21 protein-coding genes and 1 pseudogene are annotated in these 24210 nt (G+C 68.3%); 15 read left to right on the top strand and 7 right to left on the bottom strand.

The window, feature by feature from the left end:
• From DPM12_RS20000 to DPM12_RS19985, 4 genes and pseudogenes are all read right to left on the bottom strand, one after another.
• Positions 1–246, bottom strand: a pseudogene (locus DPM12_RS20000) (hypothetical protein); the annotation flags it as partial.
• 104 nt (positions 247–350) lie between these two features.
• Positions 351–1259, bottom strand: coding sequence for a DegV family protein (locus DPM12_RS19995; RefSeq protein WP_112260126.1), 909 nt, complete (start codon positions 1257–1259; stop codon positions 351–353).
• Between the two features lie 2 nt (positions 1260–1261).
• Entirely contained in the window at positions 1262–4195 is a 2934-nt protein-coding gene (leuS, locus tag DPM12_RS19990) for a leucine--tRNA ligase (protein ID WP_112260125.1), read from the bottom strand.
• 214 nt (positions 4196–4409) lie between these two features.
• Positions 4410–5159 carry a vitamin K epoxide reductase family protein gene (locus DPM12_RS19985; RefSeq protein WP_211659176.1) on the bottom strand — a complete coding sequence of 250 codons (750 nt, stop codon included), beginning with the start codon at positions 5157–5159 and terminating at the stop codon, positions 4410–4412.
• A 73-nt stretch (positions 5160–5232) separates the two neighbouring features.
• Here DPM12_RS19985 and DPM12_RS23310 point away from each other — a divergent pair, with 73 nt between their 5' ends.
• From DPM12_RS23310 to DPM12_RS19955, 7 genes are all read left to right on the top strand, one after another.
• On the top strand, positions 5233–5385 hold the full coding sequence (locus DPM12_RS23310; protein ID WP_158542971.1) for a hypothetical protein: 153 nt from the start codon (positions 5233–5235) through the stop codon (positions 5383–5385).
• A 21-nt stretch (positions 5386–5406) separates the two neighbouring features.
• Positions 5407–6174 carry a DUF4129 domain-containing protein gene (locus DPM12_RS19980; RefSeq protein WP_112260124.1) on the top strand — a complete coding sequence of 256 codons (768 nt, stop codon included), beginning with the start codon at positions 5407–5409 and terminating at the stop codon, positions 6172–6174.
• Positions 6171–6716: a hypothetical protein gene (locus DPM12_RS19975; RefSeq protein ID WP_112260123.1), complete on the top strand. Its 546-nt coding sequence runs from the start codon at positions 6171–6173 to the stop codon at positions 6714–6716. Before DPM12_RS19980 ends, DPM12_RS19975 begins: the two co-directional genes overlap by 4 nt.
• Positions 6713–8146: a DUF58 domain-containing protein gene (locus DPM12_RS19970; protein WP_112260122.1), complete on the top strand. Its 1434-nt coding sequence runs from the start codon at positions 6713–6715 to the stop codon at positions 8144–8146. Before DPM12_RS19975 ends, DPM12_RS19970 begins: the two co-directional genes overlap by 4 nt.
• Entirely contained in the window at positions 8143–8592 is a 450-nt protein-coding gene (locus DPM12_RS19965; RefSeq protein WP_123788541.1) for a hypothetical protein, read from the top strand. Before DPM12_RS19970 ends, DPM12_RS19965 begins: the two co-directional genes overlap by 4 nt.
• Positions 8593–8810: 218 nt before the next feature.
• Entirely contained in the window at positions 8811–9524 is a 714-nt protein-coding gene (locus DPM12_RS19960; protein ID WP_112260120.1) for a histidine phosphatase family protein, read from the top strand.
• A 242-nt stretch (positions 9525–9766) separates the two neighbouring features.
• The gene (locus DPM12_RS19955) at positions 9767–10477 is read left to right on the top strand and encodes a hypothetical protein (protein WP_112260119.1); all 711 of its coding nucleotides are present in this window, start codon (positions 9767–9769) and stop codon (positions 10475–10477) included.
• 43 nt (positions 10478–10520) lie between these two features.
• On the opposite strand, the gene DPM12_RS19950 is transcribed toward DPM12_RS19955, so the two are convergent.
• Both DPM12_RS19950 and DPM12_RS19945 read right to left on the bottom strand, forming a co-directional pair.
• Complete coding sequence (locus tag DPM12_RS19950) at positions 10521–11852, bottom strand: 6-phospho-beta-glucosidase (RefSeq protein ID WP_112260118.1); 1332 nt, start codon at positions 11850–11852, stop codon at positions 10521–10523.
• On the bottom strand, positions 11849–12601 hold the full coding sequence (locus DPM12_RS19945) for a DeoR/GlpR family DNA-binding transcription regulator (RefSeq protein WP_112260117.1): 753 nt from the start codon (positions 12599–12601) through the stop codon (positions 11849–11851). The genes DPM12_RS19950 and DPM12_RS19945 overlap by 4 nt, the downstream gene beginning before the upstream one ends.
• A 170-nt stretch (positions 12602–12771) precedes the next feature.
• On the opposite strand from DPM12_RS19945, the gene DPM12_RS19940 reads away from it, so the two are divergent.
• From DPM12_RS19940 to DPM12_RS19920, 5 genes are all read left to right on the top strand, one after another.
• A complete protein-coding gene (locus DPM12_RS19940; protein ID WP_211659175.1) occupies positions 12772–13875 on the top strand; it encodes a PfkB family carbohydrate kinase in 1104 nt (367 codons plus the stop codon).
• Positions 13876–13978: 103 nt separating this feature from the next.
• Positions 13979–15355, top strand: coding sequence for an ABC transporter substrate-binding protein (locus tag DPM12_RS19935; RefSeq protein WP_112260115.1), 1377 nt, complete (start codon positions 13979–13981; stop codon positions 15353–15355).
• Entirely contained in the window at positions 15352–16416 is a 1065-nt protein-coding gene (locus DPM12_RS19930) for a carbohydrate ABC transporter permease (protein ID WP_112260114.1), read from the top strand. Before DPM12_RS19935 ends, DPM12_RS19930 begins: the two co-directional genes overlap by 4 nt.
• A complete protein-coding gene (locus DPM12_RS19925; RefSeq protein WP_112260113.1) occupies positions 16413–17216 on the top strand; it encodes a carbohydrate ABC transporter permease in 804 nt (267 codons plus the stop codon). The genes DPM12_RS19930 and DPM12_RS19925 overlap by 4 nt, the downstream gene beginning before the upstream one ends.
• Positions 17217–17256: 40 nt before the next feature.
• On the top strand, positions 17257–20070 hold the full coding sequence (locus DPM12_RS19920; RefSeq protein ID WP_112260112.1) for a sugar-binding protein: 2814 nt from the start codon (positions 17257–17259) through the stop codon (positions 20068–20070).
• Positions 20071–20136: 66 nt separating this feature from the next.
• On the opposite strand, the gene DPM12_RS19915 is transcribed toward DPM12_RS19920, so the two are convergent.
• Positions 20137–20712, bottom strand: coding sequence for a TetR/AcrR family transcriptional regulator (locus tag DPM12_RS19915; RefSeq protein ID WP_112260111.1), 576 nt, complete (start codon positions 20710–20712; stop codon positions 20137–20139).
• A gap of 115 nt (positions 20713–20827) precedes the next feature.
• Between DPM12_RS19915 and DPM12_RS19910 the strand changes: the two genes are divergently transcribed.
• The 3 genes from DPM12_RS19910 (at position 20828) to DPM12_RS19900 (ending at position 24192) form a co-directional block, all read left to right on the top strand.
• On the top strand, positions 20828–21973 hold the full coding sequence (locus tag DPM12_RS19910; RefSeq protein ID WP_112260110.1) for an FAD-dependent oxidoreductase: 1146 nt from the start codon (positions 20828–20830) through the stop codon (positions 21971–21973).
• A 38-nt stretch (positions 21974–22011) separates the two neighbouring features.
• Entirely contained in the window at positions 22012–22764 is a 753-nt protein-coding gene (locus DPM12_RS19905) for a hypothetical protein (protein ID WP_112260109.1), read from the top strand.
• Positions 22765–22842: 78 nt separating this feature from the next.
• Positions 22843–24192 (top strand): acyltransferase family protein, encoded by a 1350-nt coding sequence (locus tag DPM12_RS19900; RefSeq protein ID WP_112260108.1) that lies wholly within the window; start codon positions 22843–22845, stop codon positions 24190–24192.
• Positions 24193–24210: the final 18 nt, after the last annotated feature.

The raw sequence follows: 24210 nt of genomic DNA, 5'->3' as shown, positions 1-24210 counted from the left end.
GGCACCGGGCTCGTGCGCGGCACCGGGCTCGTGCGCGGCACCGGGCTCGTGCGCGGCACCGGGTGGATCTTCTTGCGGTGCGCGCACCTGCACCGGAACGCTGGGCACCCAGCCGCCCCAGGATCGCGATTCACCGTGCGACATGTCGGGGCCCTCGCGGCGTGTCCCGACAACGTGCGCCATCCGGGTACGGATGGCATCGGCTAGCTCGTCATCGGCACGTCGGGGTAGAAACGGAAGGCGCATGCCGCGAAACTAGGTATCCGCGACGTACCCGGCCACGGGTTACTCATCAGTTGTGGACGGCGTGACACCGGAATTCCGGGCTGTGGACGCCCCCTCCCGGTCCCTCATGCGTGGGGCGCGGCAGCCAGCGGGCTGACGACCACCGCCAACAGCCCCGGCCCGACGTGCGCCCCGATCACCGCGCCAACCTCGGCGACCACCAGCGATCGGAGCGCCGAGATCCGGCTGGATAGCCTCGTGGCCAGGGCTTGCGCCCGATCCGCGTGATCCAGATGGTGCACGGCCATGTCGACGTCAGCATCGCCCGCGTATCCCACGGCCAAGTCCTCCAGCCGAGCCACTGCGCGCCCGCTCGTCCGGACCTTCTCCAACGGCTCGATCACCCCGCCGGAGAGATGCAGCAGCGGCTTGATCGCCAGCGCCGTTCCAACCATGGCGGAGGCCGCACCCACCCGTCCACCCCGGCGCAGGTACTCAAGCGTATCGACGTAGAAGAAGGCCGCCGAGCTCGCCGCGCGCTGGGCCGCGATGTCCACGACACTCTTTGCATCAGACCCCGCAGCGGCCGCCTCGGCTGCTGCGAGGACGGCGAAACCCAGCCCCATACCGAGCGAACGGGAGTCGACCACGTCGACCGGGAGGGGCGCCTCCTTCGCCGCCAGCCGGGCCGCATCGACGGTTCCCGATACGCTCCTCGACAGGTGAACCGACACCACGTGCGATGCGCCGTCGTCCGCAGCCGACCGGTAGACGTCAAGGAACGCCTGCGGGCTCGGTCGTGACGTGCTGACCGGGACGTGCCGGCGTAGGGCCTCGGCCACCTCGCCCGGTCCCACCTGCGTGCCCTCGGTCTTGGCGACGCCGCCCACCACGACCTGGAGCGGAACCATACGGATGCCGTGCCGTTCCAGCTGCTGCGGAGCCAGGCAGGCGGTCGAGTCGGTGACGACGCACACCGGGCCTTCAACCCGGGCACGGGCGTCGTGGGAGCCGTCCTCCTCCCGCCTGCCCATAATCAAGCAGGAACGACGTTGACCAGCTTCGGCGCCCGGACGATCACTTTGCGCACGGAACGCTCACCCAGCGAGCGCTGCACGGCTTCCGACGCCAGCGCCAGCTCCCGCAGCGTGTCGTCGTCCGACGACGGGTCCACCTGCACCCGCTCGCGCACCTTGCCGCCCACCTGGATGACGCAGGTGACCGTCTCGTCAACCAGCCACTGGGGATCGACTTCCGGGAACGGCACGTACGCGACGGACTCGGCGTGACCCAGCCGGGACCACAGCTCCTCGGCGATGTGGGGGGCGAAGGGAGCCACCATCAAGACCATCGGTTCGGCAACCTCACGCGGCACCACGTCCAGCTTGGTGACATGGTTGTTCAGCTCGATCAACCGCGCGATGGCCGTGTTGAAGCCCATCGACTCCATGTCCGAACGCACCGCTTCGATCGTGCGGTGCAGGGCACGACGGGTGTCGTCGCTGGCGGACGCGTCAGAAACAACGACCTCGCCGGTCCGCTCCGAGATGATGTTGCGCCATAGTCGCTGCAAGAACCGGTGCGAGCCGACGACGGCGCGCGTCTCCCACGGACGCGACGCCTCCAGCGGGCCCATGGACATCTCGTACACCCGGAACGTGTCGGCCCCGAACGCCTCGTACATCTCGTCTGGGGTGACGACGTTCTTCAGGCTCTTGCCCATCTTCCCGTACTCGCGGTTAACGACCTGGCCGTCGTACACGTACGTGGTGCCGTCGCGGTCGGCCCGCTCCTCCACGTCCGCGGCGGGAACGTACTGGCCACGGGCGTCGGTGTAGGCATAGGCCTGGATATAGCCCTGGTTGAACAGGCGATAGAACGGCTCCTCGCTGGAGACGTGCCCCAGGTCGTACAGGACCTTGTGCCAGAACCGCGCGTACAGCAGGTGCAGCACGGCGTGCTCCACACCGCCGACGTACAGGTCGACCCCACCGGGATCGTCGGTCCGGCGTTGCGGCTGCGGTCCCATCCAGTAACGCTCGATCTCCGGGTCGACCAGCCGCTCGTCATTGTCCGGGTCCAGGTAGCGCAGCTCGTACCAGCAGGAGCCGGCCCAGTTCGGCATGGTGTTGGTGTCGCGCCAGTACCGCTTGGGCCCATCCCCCAGGTCCAGTTCCACCTCAACCCATTCGGGCACCCGCGCCAGCGGGGGTTCCGGCTCCGTGTCCGCGGCGTCGGCGGCGTAGGTCTTCGGCGAGTAGTTCGGCACCTCCGGCAGCAGCACCGGCAGCTGGTCTTCGGGTACCGCATGCGGCATGGCGTTCTCGTCGTAGACGATGGGGAACGGCTCACCCCAGTACCGCTGCCGGCTGAACAACCAGTCGCGCAGGCGGTACGTCACCGTCCCTTCGCCGACTCCCCGCGACTGCAACCACGCGATGATCGCCGACTTGGCGTCGTCGACACCCAATCCATTCAGCGAGATCTCGTCATTCGCCGAATTTATGGCCGGTCCGTCGCCCAGGTACGCGTTGCCGTCGAAGTCGTCCGGCGGCTGCACCGTGCGGATGATCGGCAGCTCGAACCGCTCGGCGAACTCCCAATCGCGCTCGTCCTGGCCCGGCACGGCCATGATCGCTCCAGTGCCGTAGGCCATCAGCACGTAATCGGCGACGAACACCGGGATCCGCTCGCCGGTAGCCGGATTGATCGCGAAGGTGCCGGTGAACACGCCGGTCTTCTGGCGCCCCTCGACCTGCCGTTCCAGATCGGTCTTCGAGGCCGCCGACTCCTGATATGCCGCCACGGCCTCGCGCGGCGTGGCGTACCCTCCGGTCCAGGCGTCCTTCGTTCCGTCCGGCCAGGCCTGCGGCACGGACGTGTCGACCAGCGGATGTTCCGGAGCCAGCACCATGAAGGTGGCCCCGAACAGGGTGTCCGGACGGGTGGTGAAGACCTCGATCACGTCGCCGTCGCCGTCGCCGGCACCGGCGCGACTGGCGCCGTCGACCGCGAAGTTGATCGTGGCACCCTCGGAGCGGCCGATCCAATTGCGCTGCATCGCCTTGACCTTGTCCGGCCAGTCAATGCGGTCCAGATCGTCGACCAGGCGGTCCGCGTACGCCGTGATGCGCATCATCCATTGCCGCAGGTTGCGCTGGAAGACGGGGAAGTTGCCCCGTTCGCTCCGGCCCTCGGCGGTGACCTCTTCGTTCGCCAGCACCGTGCCCAGTCCGGGACACCAGTTCACCGGGGACTCGGACACGTAGGCCAAGCGCTGATCATCGATCAGCTTCTGCTTCTCGACCCCGGTCAGCTCCGCCCACGGACGCCCGTCGGGCGTCGCACGCTCGCCCGATTCGTAGGCCGCGACCAGCTCGTCGATGGGGCGTGCCCGGCCCCGGCCGCCGTCGGCCCCGGGGTCGTACCAGGAGTTGAAGATCTGCAGGAAGATCCACTGCGTCCACTTGATGTAGCCCGGATCGGTGGTAGCAAAGGACCGGCGCGGATCGTGCGCCAGACCCAGCCGTCGCAGCTGGCGGCGCATGTTGGTGATGTTCTGTTCCGTGGTGGTGCGCGGATGTTGCCCCGTCTGCACCGCATACTGCTCCGCCGGCAGGCCGAACGCGTCGTAGGACAGGGCATGCAGCACGTTGTATCCGCACATCCGGCGGAACCGGCCGATGACATCGGTCGCGATGTAACCCAGCGGATGGCCGACATGCAGCCCCGTCCCGGACGGGTAAGGAAACATGTCCATCAGGAAGAACTTGGAACCCGGTGCCGGGGCGTCGGGCTCGGCCAGCGACCCGACGGGGTTGGGGGTGTGGAAGGTGCCCTTCGCCTCCCAGTAGTCCTGCCAGCGCTCCTCGATCTGCGCGGCCACGACGTTGGTGTACCGGAACGGCACGTCGTCGTCAGGTCCGCCTTCTGCCGACTCGATCGCGGTGCTCGTGTCCGTCTGGCTCATCAGATAGCTATCCTCACCTAGTTGATCGGTCTCCAGACATCAAAAAGCCCCTCAGCACAGGAGGGGCTCGCCGCGCTGACACCGACGCCCGACAGGCATCAGCTTCTGCCGTCAGCGCGGCCTGATAAGGAGCAACAGACCTCGCACAACTACCAGACTAACGCATTCGGGCACGTGAGCCACGGGCCGGAGAATCACCGGCAGTCCGGTCGGATCAGAAGACGAGATACCAGCGATCCCAGAACTCCACCGTGATCAGAATCGCGATGGCGAGCAGCCACACCAGCGTGATGAGCGCGCGGTTGCGCACCACCGCCCGCCGCACGCCCGCCGGCGCCGGAAGGTGGCGTTCGGCGAGCACGTAGCTCGTGGTGTAGACGAAGATCGGAATCATCACCAGCCACACCACCATGCAGTACGGGCACAGCGCCCCGATCATGTAGACGCTCTGGGTGAACAGCCAGGTCACGAAGGCAGCGCCGAACACCGTGCCGCCCCAGAGGCCCAACCACATCCAGCGCGGCAGTCGCGCGCCCGTCAGCGCCACCACACCCAGCGTGACCACCACCGGGAACGCGGCCACACCGATGAACGGGTTCGGAAACCCGAACAGCTCGCCCTGCCAGCTCTCCATGACCTGGCCACAGCTCACCACGGGGTTGAAACTGCACGACGGCGTGTAGTCGGAGTTCTCGAGCAGCAGGATCCGTTCGATCGCCAAGATCGCCGACGCGAACAGCCCGATCGCGCCCCCGATCACCATCAGCCAGCCGAGAACGGGCCCGGACACGTGCGGCTCCGCAGCCCGCTCCCGATCCAGTTCCGCCTCGGCCTCGGCGAGCTCGGCATCGGTGAGGTGGTCGAGCTCGTCCCCAGGCTGGTCGGCCACGCCAAGCTCCCCGTCGACCTGCTCGTCGGCGCGCCCGGCACCTTGCTGACCGCCCGCCGGCATCTGTGTGGTCATCACGTCACCCTGTCGTCCGCGGATCGTCACCGCCTTCTCCAACGTACTGCACCCCGCTCCGAGTGCCCAGATCATGCCCAAATCGTGCCCCGATTCGCATGCCCAGCTCACCTGGTTTGCCTCGGCACGTTCCCGGCGGCACAGCCGGGCCGCAGAACGGCAGCACAACCGGCGGCACACCCGGCACCGGCATCCGGCCGTCTCGTCGGCTGCCGGAATCGAATGACGGATATGCCAGGATCGAGATGTGGGTGCAGCGGGGCAAGACCAGCCGAGATCGGCCAGCGGAACCTCCCGTGCCGATCGTCTGCTCGGTACGGGACTGCCCGCTGCGGCCACCTTCGTTGCCGCGATGCTGCTGATCCTCGCCGTGATCGGGATGGGTCGCATCGACGTCGTCCCACCGGACTGGCAGATCGACGGTTCGGACGCGGAACCAGAGCCCGTACCAACCATGGAGCGGATCGGCGATCGCGAACCGCCCTGGACCGAAGAGATCACTGGAGAGGAGGAGCTCCCCGACCTCTCCGTCATCGGCCAGATCCTCACCATCCTGCTGGTGGTTCTCGGCGCAGTCGTCCTCATCGCCATCCTGCGCCGGCTTCGCCGACTCCGCACAGCCCGCCGGCACAGCGTCGTCGTCGGTGGCGACCCGGATGTCCTTCCCGACCACAGCGAGGAGTTGCGCGACGCCGTCGAGACCGCCAGCGAGGCCCTGACCCACCACCGGCACACCGGAAGCGACGCCGTCATCGCTGCCTGGTCGGCTCTCGAATCGGCAGCCGCCGAGTCCGGGGTCGCCCGCGATCCGGCCCAGACACCGAGCGAGTTCACCGCGCACCTGTTACAGCGGCACCACGCGGACGCTGCCGCGACGACCCGCCTGCGCGATCTCTATCATCGGGCTCGCTTCTCCACCCATCCCGATATCGGCGCCGACGAGATCGAAGCCGCCCGGCACGCTCTGGACGACATCCTGCGAACTCTCGCCACCCCCGCGCGGACGGGGACATGATGAAGCGCTGGGATGTGCTGGGGCCGCTGTGTGGCATCGCCACCGGCCTCGTCGCGTTCGCGTTCGGGGTGCAGGGCTGGCGCCCGGTGCTTATCGGCGTGATCGTCGCCGGGCTGTTCGTGTGGGCGCCGCGTTTCTGGCCCGAGGGCAGGTACCTGCGGTGGCCACGGGTCGGCAAGCGCATCCACCGCGGCGGATCTCACCAGGTCTCCCGCCTCGCATCGAGTATCTCCCGGCGTAACCGGTCGGGCGCCCGGCCCGATGCGAGCCTGCAACATCGCCTGCGCCGGCTGGCCACGACCAAGCTGAATCGCCTCGGCATCTCGTGGGACGATCCGCGCGTGCCCGAACTCCTGGGCCCGGCCGTCCACGAGGCCCTGACGACCGAGACGTTCAGCCCCACCATCGACGAGATCGCAGCCATCATCACCGCGATCGAGAACCTCGATGCCCCTGCGGACACCCCCGGTACGGCACACCAGCCCACCGGCACGTCGCACTATCCCGCCCCGGCAGGCGGGCCACGGGACGGTGCATCATGAGCTGGTTCGCCAGGCAGCGGCGATGGCTGCCCACACCCGCCTACAGCCGGGCGATCGGCCTGCCACTCGTCCTCGCGGCCGCAGCGCTGGTCCTCGGCCGGGTCGAGCTGCTCCTGCTGGGCTTGCCGCTGGCGCTGAGCGTCGCTCTCGCCCACGGGCGGCACAGCGCACTGGCCCGCGAGTGGAGCCGCCAGCCCGGTCTCACCTCGCCGCCGAACGTCCGGGTCGAGGGGCCAACACGCGTCGAGGCCGGCCACACGACACGGCTGGCGACCACGATCCATCCCTCCGACGCCCAGCTCGCCACGGTGCTGCTACCACCAGACGTCCAGGACGGCGACGGCGAACGGATCGCCGTCAGCGCACCCGCACGCGATGCGGAGCCCCGGCCCGTCGTCACCGCCATGGAGATCACGACGTGGGGAACGCACGCGATCGCCCGGCCCGACCACCTGGCCGCGACCGCCGACGCGTACTGGGTCGCGGGGCCGTTCGAAGGCGAAGCGTTCACCACGCAGGTGCTGCCCGCCGTGTCCTCCCGGCTGCCCACCGGACCGCTGCCACCCCGCCCCGCCGGCATGGTCGGTGCACACCGGACCAGGAGGCCGGGCGAGGGAACCGAGCTGCACGAGATCTCGCCGTTCGTCCCCGGTGATCGCCTCCGGCGAGTCGACTGGCGGGTCACCGCCAGACAGGCCGGACCGGACGAGCAGCTGTACACGAGGCGAACCCTCGTCGACGCCGACGCTGACGTCATGTGCTGCATGGACAACCGCTTCGATCTGTCCGCCGAGGTGAACCGGTGGTCCGCCGTCACCGACGCCGAACCCGCGGACGATGCGACGCAGGTCCCGCGGACCAGCATCGACATCGCCGTCGACACGGTGTCGTCGATCGCGGCCGGATACCTGGCGCACGGCGATCGGGTCGGGTTGCTCGACCTTTCCGCCCCGACGAGTGGACGTGGACCGGGTGGAGTTCCCGGCGGAACGGGCAGCCGGTCGGCAATGGTCCGGCCGGGCAGCGGTAGCCGGCACCTGATCCGCTTGCGCAGCCACCTCGCGTCCCGCACCCACCGTCCCAGCTCCGGTGATCTCACCCCGCTGGCGGACAAGATGCCACCGTTCCCGCCGGGCGCCATCATCGTCGTCACGTCGGTCTTTCTCGACGCGTCCATCGTCGAGCTCACCGCCGGCTGGCGCCGGGCAGGCCATCCCGTCCTGGCCGTCGACGTCATGCCCCAGCCGCTACACGTCGACCCCGGCGACACGGCAACACGGCTGGCGCTGCGAGTCGTCCTGGCCGAGCGCGACGAGCGGTTCGCCGCACTGACGTCCCACGGCGTGGTCGTGACCTCCGCCGACCCTACTCGGCTCGCGCTCGATCTCGCCCGGCTCGCCCGCACGCCGCGAAGGAGCCGGCAACGATGACCCCATCCCCCGAGCATTCGATGGACGCGTCCGACGGGCTCGTCGGGAAGTGCCTGCCATCGTGGCAGCTGCACGTCGCACTGGGTCTCGCCTGCGCACTCACCATCGGCACGACGATGCGGTGGAGCGAACCGTCCGCGTTTCACGTCGTCATCCTGGTGGCCTCCGCCGTGGCCGTAGTGATTCATCCCAGGTCGCATGCGGCCACGATCTTTCTCGGAATCGTCGCGTTCACCGTCCTCGTCAACGATCCCGGCTTGTCCCTCTGGATCATCCCCACCGTCACGGGCGTGCACGCGACCCACACGCTGGCCGCGCTGGTCGCCGTCGTTCCATGGGGCAGCAAGGTCGAGTGGCCCGCGCTGATCCCGTCGCTGCACCGGTTCTGGATAGTACAAGCGGCGAGCCAGCTGCTGGTCGTCGTCGCCCTGCTGCTCTCCGCGTAGCCAGCGTCCCTGCCCCCTCCTCTCCGCCCAAGCCGCTCGACAGCCGCCGCCACCCGAGAGATGCCACGAGGATCGCCCGAGCCGTGCACGGTGAGCGCACTGGAGAAAGCGCTTTCTGGGCCCGGTCGAGGGGCATCCGGCGTGCATGGCGCGCGCCCGACGTGCATGGCCGGAACCCGTATCGCCACGGCGTCTCCGCGGCATGAAAAGGTGGTCATGTGAGTCTCCGATGGGCCGAGAAGCCAGCACATTCCGTTCACCGTGAAGCCCGGCTCGTCCTGATCCGGCATGGAGAGTCGGAGTGGAATGCCGAGGGTCGCATCCAGGGGCAGCACGGCACCGGCCTCTCGGCACGGGGACGCGCCCAGGCCGAGGACGTGGCCACATACCTGACCGCCGCCTTCCCGGATCCCGTTCTCGTCGTCGCGAGCGACCTCGAACGGGTGACGCAGACAGCAGCGCCGTACGTGTCCTCCACCGGAGCCACGGTCGAGGTGGACAAGCGGCTCCGCGAAATCGACACCGGCGCGTGGAGCGGGCTGATCGGCGCCGAGGTCGCCGAGCGTTTCCCGGATGAGATCGCAGCGGTCCGCCGCGGAGAGGACATTCCACGTGGCGGCGGCGAGAGATTCGCCGATCTGCGTGTCCGCGTGGCGGAAGCATTGCACGATCTCGCACGACAGGCTTCTGCGGACGCGAATGCCGGCGCCACCCCCACGGCCTTGATCTTCACCCACGGTGGCCCGATCCGGGTGAGCGTCGCCGCTGCGCTCGACCTTCCCGAGGGCGGGCACCAGCTGCTCGACCCACCGGAGAACTGTTCGGTCACCGTCCTCACGTTCGTGCTCGACGAATCCGGCGACGTCGCCGCCATCCGGCTCGGCAACTACAACGGGCACGTGAGCGCCCGGATCCATTCGCTCACCTCGTAATCACCGCAGCGGCCACGAATCCGCAGGGATGCCCGGTCGCTGCGACAGCTACGCGCTCGCAGAGCGGCACTTCAACACCGAAACATGCGGAAAACCCGCCAGATCAGGGATGAGATGCACGCCTCGACATCGAAGTCGGTACCTCAACACGGCAGCGCCACGGCCAAATGGGCCTGGCGCGAGCAGGATGAACCACGCACACTAGAAGGAGAGACGCATACCGATCCCGTGGGGGTACTGTCATGCCGGGCCTCAACACGGACCCACCTCTCGCGCTCCCGGTCCTGTCCCGGGGCAAGCATCGCCGCCCACGCCAGGGGGCGTGCTTCATGGAGTTCGCCTCGTACCTGGCCGGTGAGCGCTGGAGTGACCATCCCGCCTGCACTCATCCATTACTGTCCTCACTCGCGCGAATGGTGAACGACACCATCTCCGATCAGCATCGCCCGCACCTGGCTCACCTCATTCCGTCGGTCATCGGCCTCAACGACGACGACACCCGGCTGGATGCGATCATCGTCCGCCGCGTCGCTGCCGCCGCGCTACCGGTAGTCAGCGCGGAACGGCAACGCGTGCTGGCGGTAGCCATTCTGGGAAGCGAACGCATCCTCGACGACCTCGACGGGCGGCCGGCCGGAACCCTGAGCGCACACAGCATCGGCGCGCTCGATCAGGTTCCCGATGCGGCACGTTGGGCACGGTCGTTCACCGCTGGCATGCCGAGCACGCACGCCGGCTTCCGCCGACATGCGGGGCCGACGGCGATCCGAACCGCCGTGACGGGAATCGCTGAGGCCTGCGTACGTGACACCGACCGCCGCCTGCACGACCTTCTCGCTGCGGCGGTTGACGAGTGCCGGGCGTGGATCGGCGCCGACGCCCAGCCGGGCGAGCCAGTGGACGCGGCCCAGTGGTCCCAGGCGTGCCAGATCACGGGCACGGCAACACCCTGACCTCTGGCTTTTCCCGGCGATCATGATCACCGGGAGGGAGGGGTCATCGGAGGGTGAGGACGGCGTTGAGCTCCGGCAGCGCTTCCAGTTCCCGTGTCAGGATGCGTTCGGCGCTGCGGACGGATCCCACCAGCGGGTGGATGGCCAGCGCCTTCACGGCCGCGGACCGCGAGCCGGATAGCGCCGCGTCGATCGTCGCCCGTTCCGTGGCCTTGACGCTGGTCATCAGGCCGGCCGCATGCGAGTCGAGCGCTCCCGCCGCCAACGGGTGTGCCCCGTTGCGGCCTACCAGGCAGGGAACCTCGACGACGGCGTCCTCGTCCAGATCCGGTACGGCCGACCGGTTACGCACGTTGAGCACCAGGGTGGCTCGTTCGTCGGCCGCGATGGCCCGCATCAGCGACAGGGCCACCTTGTCGTAGCCACCGCCGTCAAGGTCGGCGACGTTCCGGCTCCCCGCGCCCGATGCCTGCCGGCCTTCCGACATGTACGTGGCTTCGCGCTCGCGCCGTGCCTCCTCCCAGCGTTTGGCCGCGCCCGGCTCGCCCGCGGCACGGTAGAAGGCGTCTTGTTGCTCCCTGAGAAACTCCCCGCGGGTGGCCGTGGCCTCGGAGATCGAGGCGATCGCATCCTGCGTGAAGTAGTAGTAATACAGGTACTCGTTGGGGATCATGCCGAGCGCGCGCAACCACGAACCGCCGAATAGCTGCCCCTCTTCGAACGACGCCAGGGCGTCGTCGTCGGCGAGCAAGCGCGGCAGGCGATCCTCGCCATCCACCAGGACCCGTCGCAGCCATCCCAGGTGGTTCAGACCCGCATAGTCGAACCAGGCAGCTGCTGGATCCACCTCCAGCGCCCGGGCAACCCTGCGGAAGAGCCCGACCGGAGAGTCACAGATACCGATGACGCGCTCACCCAGCACCCGGCTCATGGCCTCGGTGACCATGCCAGCAGGGTTGGTGAAGTTGATGACCCATGCCTCTGGCGCGTGCCGGCGCACCGCTTCGGCGATCGTCATCGCCACCGGGATGGTGCGCAGGCCATAGCAGACGCCTCCCGCTCCGGTTGTCTCCTGGCCGAGCACGCCTTCCGCCAGCGCGGATCGCTCGTCGCACGTGCGGCCACGCAGGCCCCCGACCCGGATGGCGGAGAAGACGAAGTCGGCTCCTTGCACTGCCGTGGCGAGATCGTCTTCGACGATCACCTCCGGTCCGTGACCTGGCGACGCTTCGTCGATCACCGACCGCACCGCCCGCACGCGCTGCGGATCAGTGTCGTGCAACACGACGGTCTCGACACCGGAATCCTCCGAGACGAGCGCCGAGTGGACGAGAGGAACCCGGAAGCCCCCGCCGCCCAAGATCGTCAGCCTCATGCAACTATCACCTCGACTCCGGATTCGCGCAGTACGTCGAGAGTGCCGGGATCGGCGCCCTCGTTGGTGACGACGATGTTCAGGGCATCCGGTGTGCACACCGACGCGAAGCCGGCGCCCGGGAACTTCGAATCGTCCGCCATCAAGATCACCTGATCGGCCGCGGCGATCATGGCACGCTTGACCGGAACCTCGATCGCCGTGGTGTCCATGACCGCGCCGTCGGCGCGTACCCCGCTGGTGCCCATGAACAGCCGGCTCGCCCGTACCTGCCGCAGGCTGTCCTCGGTCAGGTAGCCCACGAGCGAACGATAGTTGCGCCGGACGACACCACCGAGAAGGATAAGCTCGATCTCCGGGTCCGGCACGAGTTCCTCGTAGACGGCGAGGTTGGCCGTCATGACGGCCACCGAGCGGCCCCGCAGGTGCTTGGACAGCTGGTGCACCGTCGTGCCGATGTCCAGCAGCAATACGTCGCCGTCGCGCACGAGCTCGGCCGCCCGCCGGGCCACCGCGGCACGCGTGTCCGGAGCCACGGTGGCGACCTCGGCGAACGACGGCTCCACCGACGTGCTCGCCGCCGCACCGCCGCGCACACGCGTCAGCAACTCCTGGCGTTCGAGACGATCGAGGTCTCGCCGGACCGTTGCCTGGCTGACACCCAGGCGCTCCGCGAGCGTACCGACGGCGACCGGCCCTTCGGAACGCAGGATCTGCATGATCAATTCGTATCTTCGCTGTGCGAGCACAAACGAACAATATCAATCATCTGCCCCGGTGTGCGCGTCAGCTACGATCCATACTGCATGAAACTGCGCGCATAATGCGCCATTGCCGGATCTCATCAAACACTTCTTGTCAATTTCGCGCGCCAAACGCTATGTTCTTACAAAACGACAACCCGACAGCTGAGGTACACGTGCCGAGCATTCCCCGCGACCAGTACTCCAGCCCGAGCAGGGCCGGCTACGATCCGCTGGCTGCCCACCGGCAGGACGACGATCCGGAGGTGGACGTCTTCCTCACCGGAACCGTCTTCTTCGACATCATCTTCATCGGCCTCGAAGGCAGCCCACGCCCGGGCACCGAGGTGTGGGCTGAAGGCATGGGCTCCGCCCCCGGCGGTGTGGCCAACCTCGCCGTCGCCTGTTCCCGTCTCGGCCTGCGCACGGGTCTGGCCGCGGCGTTCGGCGAGGATCTCTACGGCGACTACTGCCGCCAGACGCTGGGTGTGCAAGAGGGTGTCGATCTGACGTACTCCCGCTACGTCACCGGTTGGCACTCGCCGGTCACCGTGTCCGTGGTCTACGAGCGCGATCGCACCATGATCAGCCACGGGCACACACCCGAGGTGCAGTCCCGGCTGATCCGCCAGCCCCCGGCCGCCCGGGCCACCTTCATCGATCTCAGCGCCGAACGCCAGCCGTGGGTGGACGCCATCATCGAGACCGGCGGCATGGTCTTCGCCGACGTCGGCTGGGACCCGGAAGATCGATGGGATCTCAAACAGCTCGAAGCCAGCCTGCGTGGCTGCTATGCGTTCTCCCCGAATGCGGTCGAGGCGATGAGCTACACCCGGACCGACACGCCCGAGGACGCCGTGCAGGTACTCTCCGAGCTCGTCCCGCTGGCCGTTGTCACGTGTGGCGCGGACGGAGCACTCGCCTACGATCGCGCTACCGGCCAGACGGTGCACGCACCGGCCATACCGGTCGAGGCGATGGATCCGACCGGCGCGGGTGACGTCTTTCTCGCGGGCCTCATGCTGGGCACGGCGGCTGCCTGGCCTCTCGAACACAGCCTGCGGCTGGCCAATCTCGCGGCTGCGCTCTCCGTGCGGCACTTCGGCGGCGCGCTAGCCGCCCCAGGGTGGGGGGATATCGCCGCCTGGTGGAACGAGAACGGTTCCAAGGATCCGGCGCTGGCCGACAGCTACGCGTTTCTCGACGACATTCTCCCCGGCTACGAGGTCCCAGAGGTCTCCAGGGCCATCGCCACCCTCGGATTCCGCACCAGATGGTGAGGATCCGGGACGCACACGAAAGGGCAGACGAATGAGCACAGCAAGGCCATGGGCCAGCACCCGAGAAACCAGCCCCCAGGAAACCAGCCCCCGAGAAACCAGGATGCCGGTATCCAGGACACGGACGTGGATCCGGTTCGCGGCCACCGCAGCCGCCTTCACGCTCATCGCGGCGTGCGCTCCCGGCAGCGACGATGACGCGGACGACGACGCGGGTGACGCCGGCACCGGCAGCGGCACCGACGTCGAGACCGACCCGGGGAATCTGGGCGACGTGACGCTCGTCGTCTGGGATCAGGAGGTCCGCGGTGGGCAGTCCGAGCAGATCGACGCGCTCAACGAGGCGTTCGAAGAGGAATACCCCAACATCACCATCGAGCGGGTCTCCCGCTCGACCGACGATCTTCGGACCACGCTCCGGCTGGCGCTCAGCGGTGACGACGCGCCCGACGTCGTCCAGGCCAACAACAGCCGCACGGAGATGGGCCAGTATGTCGGCAATGACCTGTTGACGCCGCTCGACGACTACGCCGAGGCCTACGGCTGGTTCGAACGGTTCCCCGAATCGGTGCGGGCGCTGGCCATGTACAGCGACGACGGTGAGGTCTACGGGGAAGGCCAGCTGTACGGGCTCGCCCAGATGGGCGAGATCGTCGGCGCCTTCTACAACAAGTCCAAGCTCGACGAACTCGGCATCGATCCGCCGGAAACCCAGGAGGAGTTCGAAGCCGCCCTGGAGACTGCCCACGAGGCCGGTGAGCTTCCCATCCAGTTCGGAAATCTCGATCCGTTCGCCGGAATCCACGAGTACGGGTTCGTACAGAACCAGTTCGCCGACGCCGAGACGATCAGCAACCTCGGCTTCGGCCGGCCCGGCTCGACATGGCTGTCGCCGGAGAACGTCGAGGCCACCGAGACGATCGTGTCCTGGGTAGACGAGGGCTACTTCACCGAGGGCTTCGCCGGTCTCGACTACGACGAGGCCTGGCAGCAGTTCGCCGACGGTGAGGGCGTCTTCCTCGTGGCCGGCACCTGGCTCGTGGCCGACCTCGATGAAGCCATGGGCGGCGACGTCGGCTTCATGCTTCCCCCAGCCGGCGCCAGCGGGCAGCGGCTGGTCACCGGGGGTATCAGCATCCCGTTCTCCATTCCTGCTAACAGCGAGAACCAGGACGCAGCGGCCGCCTACATCGACTTCATCACCAGCGCCGACGCGATGGAGACGATCACCGAGACCGGCAACCTTCCCGTCGTCGATGCCGCCGAGCAGGACGTCGACGGCCTCCAGGCCGAGGTGTTCGACGCCTGGGCACGCGCCGGTGAGGAGGACCTCGTGGTGCCCTACCTCGACTACGCGACACCGACGTTCTTCGACACCCTCACCGCCGCCGTCCAGGACCTGCTCGGAGGCGAGCGCAGCCCCGAAGAATTCCTCGACCACCTGGAGAGCGAGTACCTGGAGCACGTCGAAGACCAATGAGACGTCGACCAGGTCCGCCGGGCGAGCCACGCAAGCTGGCCTACCTGTACATCCTGCCGGCCGTGGTGGTGTTCGTCGCCTTCATCGGCGTGCCGCTCGTCCGCAGCGCCACGTTCTCGCTCTACGAGTGGGACGGTCTCGGCAGCGGGGAGTGGGTCGGGCTGGCCAACTACGCGGCGGTGTTCACCGATCCGGACCTCCGGGGCGCCTTCGTCCACGCGCTGGTCCTGATCGTCTTCTACGCCGTTGTCCCGGCCACGCTGGGCCTGCTCCTCGCGGCCACCATGATGCGCGCCCGCCGGATGCCGGGGCTCGGCCTCTTCCGCGTGCTGATCTTCCTCCCGCAAGTGGTGCCCATGGTGGTCGTCGCCATCGCGTGGCGCCAGATCTACGCGCCGGAGGGCCCGCTCAACGGCCTGCTACGGGCCGTCGGTCTCGACGGGCTGGCCCGTCCCTGGCTGGGTGACCACACCTGGGCCCTGCCGTCCGTCGGCCTGGTGGGCACGTGGGTGGCTACCGGGCTGTGTTTCGTGCTGTTCCTGGCCGGCATGGCCAAGATCCCGCGCGAGCTGTACGAGGCGGCCCGGCTCGACGGCGCCCGGCCCCGACAGGAGTTCTTCGCCATCACCCTGCCTGCTGTCCGGGGCGAGCTCGCTGTCGCGCTCACCCTCACCGTCATCGCCGCGCTGAAGACGTTCGACCTCGTGTACGTCATGACGAGTGGTGGTCCCGGTCACCGCACCACGGTGCCGTCGTACGAGGTCTACCGGCAGGCGTTCGTCGTCGGCGAGGTGGGCACGGCAACCGCGCTCGCGCTCGTGCTCACGGCCATCGTGTTCGTCGTCACCGTCATCATCAACCGGATCGGCGGCGACGCGGATCGGGGCTCGCGTGGACGTGGCGCGCGCCGCCGCTTCGCGCGCCGCCGCTTCGCGCGCCGGCCCGGGAGCTCTCCGGAAAGCCCGGCAGCACCCGCAGCAACCGGAGCAACCGGGGCAGCTGGAGCGGCCGGAGAACGTCCCGACACCGAGGCCGGGAGCACAGGACGGAGGATTGGATGATCTCGCGTTCCGAACGACTCACGAATTACGCGATTCTCGTCCTCTTCGCGACCATCGCGCTCTACCCGGTACTCCTCATCCTGTCCACGGCGTTCTCGCCGGAGCAGGCCGGCGCCACCGGATGGGTGGATGTCAGCAACTTCGGCGAGGCGTGGACCCAGGGCCGGTTCGGCTCGTACATGCGCACCAGCGCCGTCGTCGCCGTGCTCGTCGTCGGGATGTCCGCCGTCTTCTCGGTGATGGCCGGCTATGCCTTCGGCACGATGCGGTTCCGCGGTTCGGAGGTCATCTTCTACGTCCTGCTTCTCGGCATCATGGTCCCTGCCGAGGCGCTGGTCGTCGCGCTCTACTATGACCTCGAACCGATGGGGCTGACGAACACCCTCGTCGCGATCGTGATGCCGCAGGTCGCCCAGTCCGTAGCGTTCGGCACGTTCTGGATGCGTGCCTACTTCCGGTCCAGCTCGCGCGAGGTGGTGGAGGCGGCGCGGTTGGACGGCGCCGGCCACTGGCGCACCCTGTGGCAGGTGCTCGTGCCGATGGGCCGTCCGGCGATCACCACCATGCTCGTGCTCGTCTTCATGTGGACCTGGAACGAGTTCCTCATCCCGCTGGTCATGGCCACGAGCGAGGACCTGCGGACCGCACCGCTGGGACTCGCGTTCTTCCAGGGGCAATACACCGCCGGCACCGCGCTGCTCGCGGCGGGCGCCACGCTCGTCGCGCTGCCGGTGGTGGTCCTCTACCTGATCCTGCAGCGCCACTTCATCCGCGGCATGGTCGAAGGCGCGGTGAAGTGATGCCCGGTGTCCTGCCCCTCTCCCCCGAAAGGATGGATCCATGCGATTACGGACGCGTGTCACGGCCGTCGTGACAGCCCCGTTCCTCATCGCTTCGCTGGCCGCGAGCGCCAGCGCCGACGGGACCGGCGCCCACGATGCCACCAGGGGTGATGCCGCTGCCAGCACCCCTGGCGGGACCTACGGCAACGCTCCCGAGGATGCACCCGGCAACGCCCCCGGCGATGCCGCCGACCTCGACGTGCTCTTCGTCGGCGCGCATCCCGACGACGAAGCGGGCGCGCTCGCCGCGTTCGGCCAGTGGAACGAGTTCGACGACGTGCGTGCGGGAGTCATCACCGTCACCCGCGGCGAGGGCGGCGGCAACGCCGTCGGGCTTGAGGAGGGCCCGGAGCTGGGGCTGATTCGCGAGGCCGAGGAGCGCCGCGCGGTCGGCTATGCCGGCATCGAGCGGATCTACAACCTGGACAAGATCGATTTCTTCTACACCCTGAGCGCGCCGCTGACCAGGGAGGCCTGGGACGGGGACGGCGGCGACACGCTGGAACGGGTGGTCCGGGTGGTGCGCGCGACCCGGCCCGAGGTGATCGTCACGATGGATCCCTCACCCGGCAACCACGGCAACCACCAGGAAGCTGCCCGGCTGGCCGTCGAGGCGTACGAGGCTGCCGCCGATCCCGACGCCTATCCCGAGCAGGTGGAGAGCGAGGGCCTGGAGCCCTGGACCGCTGCCCGGATCCTGCAACATCGCGCCTCGGGATCCGCCGAGCCTGGCCCGGCCTGCGAGACCACGCCCTTCGACGCGGACGACCCGACGGATCGGGTCTTCGGTGTCTGGGCTGGCCGGATGTCCGAGGCCGCGGGCGAGAGGTGGGCGATGCTCGAACGCCGCGCCCAGTGGGAGTATGTCACCCAGGGCTGGCACACCTTCCCGCCGCCTCCGGAGGATCCCGACGAGATCGCGTGCGACTGGTTCACTCTGATCGGCAGCCGCACGCCATATCCCGAGCCCACCAGCGGGCCGACGGCCGCCATCGAGGGCGCGGTGCTGCCCGCCGATGACGGTCTCCCCCTCGGTACCGGGCTGACGGTCGACACCGAGACGTTCACCGTGCTTCCGGGCACGTCGTTCACCGCGACCGTACAGGTCACGGCAGCTCGCAAGCCGCTCGTGCGGCCCGAGCTTGATCTCCGGGTTCCCGACGGCTGGACGGTCGAGGAGACCGGTGACACGCCGCGGGTCGTGCGCCCGGGTCAGGAGAGCAGTGTCGACGTCGTCGTCACGCCGCCCGACGACGCGCCCGTCGGCGAGCGCCATTCGCTCGCGGCATCCATCACCACCCGGGATGGCGCGTCGGGGACGAACGAGACGGTCGTCGAGACGGTCCACCAGATCCAGGGCAGACTTGCCGCTCGGCCCGAGATCGCGGACTTCCAGGAGTGGACCCACGAGCGGGGCCTGCCGAAGCTCGAAACGCTCATCACGCCTACGGCCTCCGTCGGGTCCGGGCGCAGCGAGGAGGTTGCCGTCGAGGTCACCAACGACAGCGACGCCCCGGCCAGCGGCTCGGTCACCCTCGACCTCGCCGACGGTTTCGAGGCCAGCCCGGCCGAGCAGGCATTCGACGATCTCGCACCCGGCGCCACCACATCCGTGACGTTCGAGGTCACCAACGTCGACACCTCGCTGCCGACGTCGAGCAACGCGCCCGGAGGCGGCTATCCATTTGACGTCGTCACCACGGTCGATTCGACCACCGACGTCCAGGAGGCGGTCCTTGAGCTGGTTCCCACCACCGAGGTGCCGCAGGTGGATGAGGCGCCAGTACTGGACGGCGTCGCCGGCGAGGGCGAGTATCCGGCAGACGAGCTCGACGCCTCCACGCACTGGGAAGGTGAGGAGGTCGCGGCCGCTGACGCCTCCGCATCGGCGAAGGTGAGCTTCACCGACGAGGCGCTCTACGTCTTCGTGGACGTGACCGACGACGAGCTGGGCAACGTGCTCCCGCCGGAGGACTGCAAGCGGCACTGGCGAACCGACTCGGTGGAGATCACCGTCGATCCGCGCGGGACGTCACAGCACAGCGCCACGACGTTCAAGACGGGCATCTTCCCCGTCACCGACGATCCGGACAATGGCAATCCGCCGTGCTTCCAGCGTGATGCGGACAACAACCAGGGCCCGGGCGCCGAAACGGCACCCGGCATAGAGGTCGCGTCGGTGGTGCGCGATCCGTACGACGGGTACACGATCGAGGCGAAGATCCCGTTCGACGTGCTGCCGGACACCGTCGACCCCGAGCGGATGGGCTTCAACGTCCTGCTCTACGACTCCGACACCCAGGACAACACCGGGCAGACGCGGATCGGCTGGTCGACCTTCGGTGGGGTACAGGCCAACCCGTTCGGCTGGGGACTCGCCACGCTGCCCGGGCTGGAGGAGTCGGCCCCCGACCCGGTGGAGCCGACGTTGCCGTCGGAGGCGGCGCGAAGTGTCGATTCTCCGCAGAGCATCGAGCAGGCCGCCATCGACGGCGTGCCACTCGGAGGCGGCCCGGGTCTCGAACCGGGAACGCTGCGGATCGCCTCGGCCCGGATGTCCGACGACGGGGCCACCGTCCGGCTGCGGACCAGCACGGCCGGGCAGGCGAACGTCTTCGTCTGGGACGGCGAGGCCGTGGTGGGCTCGGTGAGTACGGAGCTAGCCGGCGGATCGACGACCGTCGAGGTGCCGCTCGACAGCGCAGCTCGTTCCGGCGAGGACACCGGGTATGATTCCGGTGCCGAGCTGACTGCGCTCGTCGCCTTCATCACCGACGGCGGTACGGCCGCCGGCGCCGAACCGGTGCGCTGACCTCACGCCCCTCCACCCAGGATCATCGAGGATGTGCCCGGCGGGCATCGGGCACATCCTCGATGATCACCGCGGCGTGGGCGGAGGGACCGCAGGATCCGCCAGGTAACGCTGAACCGTCGGCGCTACCCACCTCACTACCTCTTCGCGGCTCATCTCCACCACGGGGGGAAACCGCAACACGTACCGGCACAACGCGAGGCCAAGAATCTGGCTGGCTACCAGGCCAGCGCGGGTGGATGCTGGAGCGGATGGATCGGCTGCGACCTCCGCGACCACTGGTGCCAGCTGCTCGGCGAAGATCGCTTGCATCCGCTCGGCGGCGACAGCGTTCGTGACACCGGAGCGCAGCAATATCATCAACGCCTCGTCCCCCTCCCATCGATCGAGGAAGTGCCGGACGAGCCGCTCGCCGACCTCGGAGCGGGGCACCTGTACGAGTGACGGAAGCTCGAGATCGAAATGCGCCGCTGCCGCGAACAGTTTCTCCTTGCTTCCGAAGTAGCGCATCACCATCGACGGATCGATACACGCGTCCGCGGCTATGGCGCGGATCGTCGCGCGCTCGTAGCCATCTGCGGCGAACCGGTCTCGAGCCGCGTCCAGGATGGTCGCCTTCGTTTCCTCTGATGCCCTCCGCATCCCGGCAATGCTAGGTCAACGAACGTTTGCCAACAATTGTTGACCCGGCGTGTCCGGGGTACTAGAGTGAAGTCAACAAACGTTGGCCAACATATGTTGACCTAGGAGGGCGGCCATGCTCCCCACCACCACCGGCGTTCTCGTCGTCGGCGCCGGGCCTACCGGGCTGACGGCCGCGATCTCCCTGGTCAGCCGCGGCCACGAGGTCACCGTCGTCGACAATCAAGCCGCCGGGGACAACACGTCCCGCGCGGCCGTCGTGCACTCGCTGACGCTGGAAGCGCTCGAACCGCACGGCGTGGCCGAACGGCTCGCCGCTCTCGGAGTTCACGCGCCGCGATTCACCATCCGAGACCGCGACCGGGTGCTCGTTCCGGTGCCATTCGACAATCTGCCGACCGCCTACCCATACACGCTGATGATCTCCCAAGCGATGACGGAACGGGTGCTGCTGGAGCGGCTGATCAAGCTCGGAGGGACAGTGCACCGCCCCTACACCCTGACCACGCTCGATCACGACGACACCGGCGTCGCCGCGACCTTCTCGAATGGGAGCCAGACCCGCGCCGCCTATGTCGTCGGGGCCGACGGCATGCACAGCACCGTGCGCGAACAGGCCGGCATCGGTTTCGGCGGCGAAACGTACGCGGAGTCCTTCACCCTCGCCGACGTGCGGCTGAGCGGTGGTGCACCCCACGACGAGGTCATCCTCTACTTCTCCCCCGCCGGAATGGTCGTGGTCGCGCCGCTGCCGGACGGTATCCACCGCATCGTCGCCACGGTCGACGAGGCACCACAGATGCCTGACGCCGACTTCCTGCAACACCTGCTCGACACCCGGGGTCCGCAAGCCACCCGAGCTCAGGTCCGCGACGTGATCTGGGGCTCCCGGTTCCGCGTCCATCACCGCGTCGCCGACACGTATCGGCAGGGCAGGATCCTTCTCGCTGGTGACGCCGCGCACGTGCACAGCCCGGCCGGAGGCCAGGGAATGAACACGGGCATCACCGACGCCGTCGCTCTCGGCACGATCCTGGACCGCGTCCTGCGCGGCGGCTCTGCGCAACAGCTCGACGACTACGGCGCTGCGCGCAGGCCGATCGCACTCCAGGTAGTCAAGCTCGCCGACCGGCTGACCCGGCTCGCCACCGTCCGTCGCGCAATGCGGCCGCTGCGCAACGCCGTCCTCGGGACTCTTGGCAGGATTCCCCCGTTCCGTCGCCGGCTCGCTCGGCGCCTATCCGGGCTCGTGTACCGCTAACGGGCGCTTCCCGCGCCACTCGAAGAACGGAGCTCACCGTGCGCATCGTCAACCAGCATCTGAACCCGGCAACAGCCCCGCTGCAGTCCCCGAGCGGTACCGGCTACCTCCTGCTTGCCGCCGAGATCGACCGGCGGCCCATGTTCCTGCGCAGCAGCGCAACGATGCGGCAGCTCATCCCTGACGCGAAACGGCTCGCCGCCGAGCTGCAGACCCACGACGACGTCGTGCGCGCGAGCGTGTTCCGCGGGTTCGCCAACCTCGTCGCCGCCCAGAATCATCGGCTGTTGCGCCGCGCCACCGAGTCCGGCGGAGTTGAACGTGCACGCTATGACCTCGTCATTCTCATCGAGACACGCGATCCAGCTGGCGCGCGCCACCTTCGCCTTGATCCGGCCTACAAGCAACTCGCGGCGCGCGTCACCGCGGTCGCGCGCCGCACCGCGGACATTGCCGCTGCCAACGTCCGGAACATGGGCGATGTGGATGCCAGCCGCCCCGGGGTTTTCCTCTTCAACTTCTTCTACGGTGCGGACCCGCAACAGATCGTGCCCGTGTGGGAGTACACGGCCGGATGGTTCAACGTCAACACCGGTCTCGATAATTCGCGGGTGATGGAACCGCTCGACGGCGAGCGCGAGGACTTCGGGATCATCAACCACTGCCGCTGGGATCGGCTGCGCGACATCGCGCCGAAGATGGTCTTGCGCACATCATTCCGCCGGTTCGTCCTCGCCAACTTCACCGCGAATCACATTTCGGCCCAGCCGATCCTCTACCGTCTCGCCTGATCGCGTCGCAGCACGGTGCCGGTGCCACTCGTGTGGCGCGACCCGCTCGCTAGCCTGGTGGGTACAGGGGTGAGTGCCATGAGTCTTGTCGGCGGCGTACGTCACGCGGCGCGGCACACGCCCGGCGAGCGGAACCGGGCAGTCGATCTCCTGCGAGCGTTCGCGATATGTATCGTGGTCATCGGGCACTGGCTTGCCCTGGTGGTCTCCACCGACGACGGCATCGGCGGCAGCAACGCGCTCTCCCACCTTGGCTGGTCCCATCCGGTGACCTGGTTTCTGCAGGTCATGCCGCTGTTCTTCCTCGTCGGCGGGTATGCCAACGGCACGTCGCTGCACTCGCACTACGCCCGCGGCGGTGACCTGCTGGGGTGGCTGCTCAGCCGGAGCGAGCGGCTCTTACGGCCGACGACGGCATTCATCGTCATCCTGGGCTCCGCCGGCCTCGGGCTTCCGTTGCTCGGAGCCGACCCCGAGCTCGTCGCGCTCGCCGTGTGGGCTGCCCAGATCCCCCTGTGGTTCCTCGCCGCCTACGTGAGCCTGGTCTTTCTCGCCCCCTTCCTCTACGAACTCCACCGCCGGTTCGGGCTGGCGTTTCCCGCCGTGGCGTTCGTCGCCGTCCTCGTCATCGACATCGCCCGCATGCACGCCGACGTGCCCGTCATCGGTGCTGCCAACTACCTGCTCGTCTGGCTGGTCTTCCACCAGATCGGCTTCGCCTGGCGCGACGGTAGCGGCAACGCCCGTCCGGCGATCTTGGCCGCTCTGACGATCGGTGGCGTCGCGCTACTCATCGCCCTCACGGCCTTCGGCCCGTATCCGGTCAGCATGGTGGGAGTCCCGGGAGAGGCATTCCAGAACACCTCACCACCGTCGTTCGCGCTGCTCGTCCTGGGGGTCACGCAAGCCGCATGTGCCCTGTTGCTCAGCCGCCGGCTGAACATATTCCTCCAGCGCAGAAGCGTGTGGACGGTGGTCGTCGGCATCAACACCGTAATCTTGACGATGTTCCTGTGGCACATGGGCGCGGGTGTCGTCGCCGCCGTCACGCTCTATCCGACAGGCCTCATGCCCGAGCCCGCCGTCGACTCGGGGGAATGGCTACTCCTCCGCGTGCCCTGGGTACTGGCCTGCGCGGCCGTCCTCGCCGTGTTCGTCGGCGTCTTCGCCCGCATCGAGGCACGTTCGGCTGGGCTGCGAAAGGGACAGATCATCGGGAGCGCTCCGACCGCCGGCCGGCTACGGCTGCCCGGGACCGCACGGCGCGGGATCGTCGTGACGGGGATCGCCGGCGTCGTTCTCGGTCTCATAACGATCGCGGTCGCGGATCCGGCTCCGGACTACCTCGCCGGTCTGCCCGTCGCCGGGCTCCTCTCGTACATCGCCGGCGCCGGATTGCTACGTCTAGCCCGGCACCATCATTCATGAGTGCTTCACCGGCCACGC

It is taken from the genome of Phytoactinopolyspora halophila (assembly GCF_003287285.1).
GTDB lineage: Bacteria > Actinomycetota > Actinomycetes > Jiangellales > Jiangellaceae > Phytoactinopolyspora_A > Phytoactinopolyspora_A halophila.
The sequence above is the reverse complement of the archived record's forward strand: the minus strand, read 5'-3'. Positions and strand labels throughout refer to the sequence as shown.

What these genes read in the sequence shown, in the direction of transcription:
- DPM12_RS19915 (WP_112260111.1), bottom strand. Translation starts at nt 20,712, where the DNA reads ATGCGGAGGGCATCAGAGGAAACGAAGGCGACCATCCTGGACGCGGCT.
- DPM12_RS19925 (WP_112260113.1), top strand. Translation starts at nt 16,413, where the DNA reads ATGATCTCGCGTTCCGAACGACTCACGAATTACGCGATTCTCGTCCTC.
- DPM12_RS19985 (WP_211659176.1), bottom strand. Translation starts at nt 5,159, where the DNA reads ATGACCACACAGATGCCGGCGGGCGGTCAGCAAGGTGCCGGGCGCGCC.
- leuS (WP_112260125.1), bottom strand. Translation starts at nt 4,195, where the DNA reads ATGAGCCAGACGGACACGAGCACCGCGATCGAGTCGGCAGAAGGCGGA.
- DPM12_RS19955 (WP_112260119.1), top strand. Translation starts at nt 9,767, where the DNA reads ATGCCGGGCCTCAACACGGACCCACCTCTCGCGCTCCCGGTCCTGTCC.
- DPM12_RS19950 (WP_112260118.1), bottom strand. Translation starts at nt 11,852, where the DNA reads ATGAGGCTGACGATCTTGGGCGGCGGGGGCTTCCGGGTTCCTCTCGTC.
- DPM12_RS19995 (WP_112260126.1), bottom strand. Translation starts at nt 1,259, where the DNA reads ATGGGCAGGCGGGAGGAGGACGGCTCCCACGACGCCCGTGCCCGGGTT.
- DPM12_RS19965 (WP_123788541.1), top strand. Translation starts at nt 8,143, where the DNA reads ATGACCCCATCCCCCGAGCATTCGATGGACGCGTCCGACGGGCTCGTC.
- DPM12_RS23310 (WP_158542971.1), top strand. Translation starts at nt 5,233, where the DNA reads ATGCCCAAATCGTGCCCCGATTCGCATGCCCAGCTCACCTGGTTTGCC.
- DPM12_RS19900 (WP_112260108.1), top strand. Translation starts at nt 22,843, where the DNA reads ATGAGTCTTGTCGGCGGCGTACGTCACGCGGCGCGGCACACGCCCGGC.
- DPM12_RS19920 (WP_112260112.1), top strand. Translation starts at nt 17,257, where the DNA reads ATGCGATTACGGACGCGTGTCACGGCCGTCGTGACAGCCCCGTTCCTC.
- DPM12_RS19930 (WP_112260114.1), top strand. Translation starts at nt 15,352, where the DNA reads ATGAGACGTCGACCAGGTCCGCCGGGCGAGCCACGCAAGCTGGCCTAC.
- DPM12_RS19975 (WP_112260123.1), top strand. Translation starts at nt 6,171, where the DNA reads ATGATGAAGCGCTGGGATGTGCTGGGGCCGCTGTGTGGCATCGCCACC.
- DPM12_RS19910 (WP_112260110.1), top strand. Translation starts at nt 20,828, where the DNA reads ATGCTCCCCACCACCACCGGCGTTCTCGTCGTCGGCGCCGGGCCTACC.
- DPM12_RS19970 (WP_112260122.1), top strand. Translation starts at nt 6,713, where the DNA reads ATGAGCTGGTTCGCCAGGCAGCGGCGATGGCTGCCCACACCCGCCTAC.
- DPM12_RS19935 (WP_112260115.1), top strand. Translation starts at nt 13,979, where the DNA reads ATGCCGGTATCCAGGACACGGACGTGGATCCGGTTCGCGGCCACCGCA.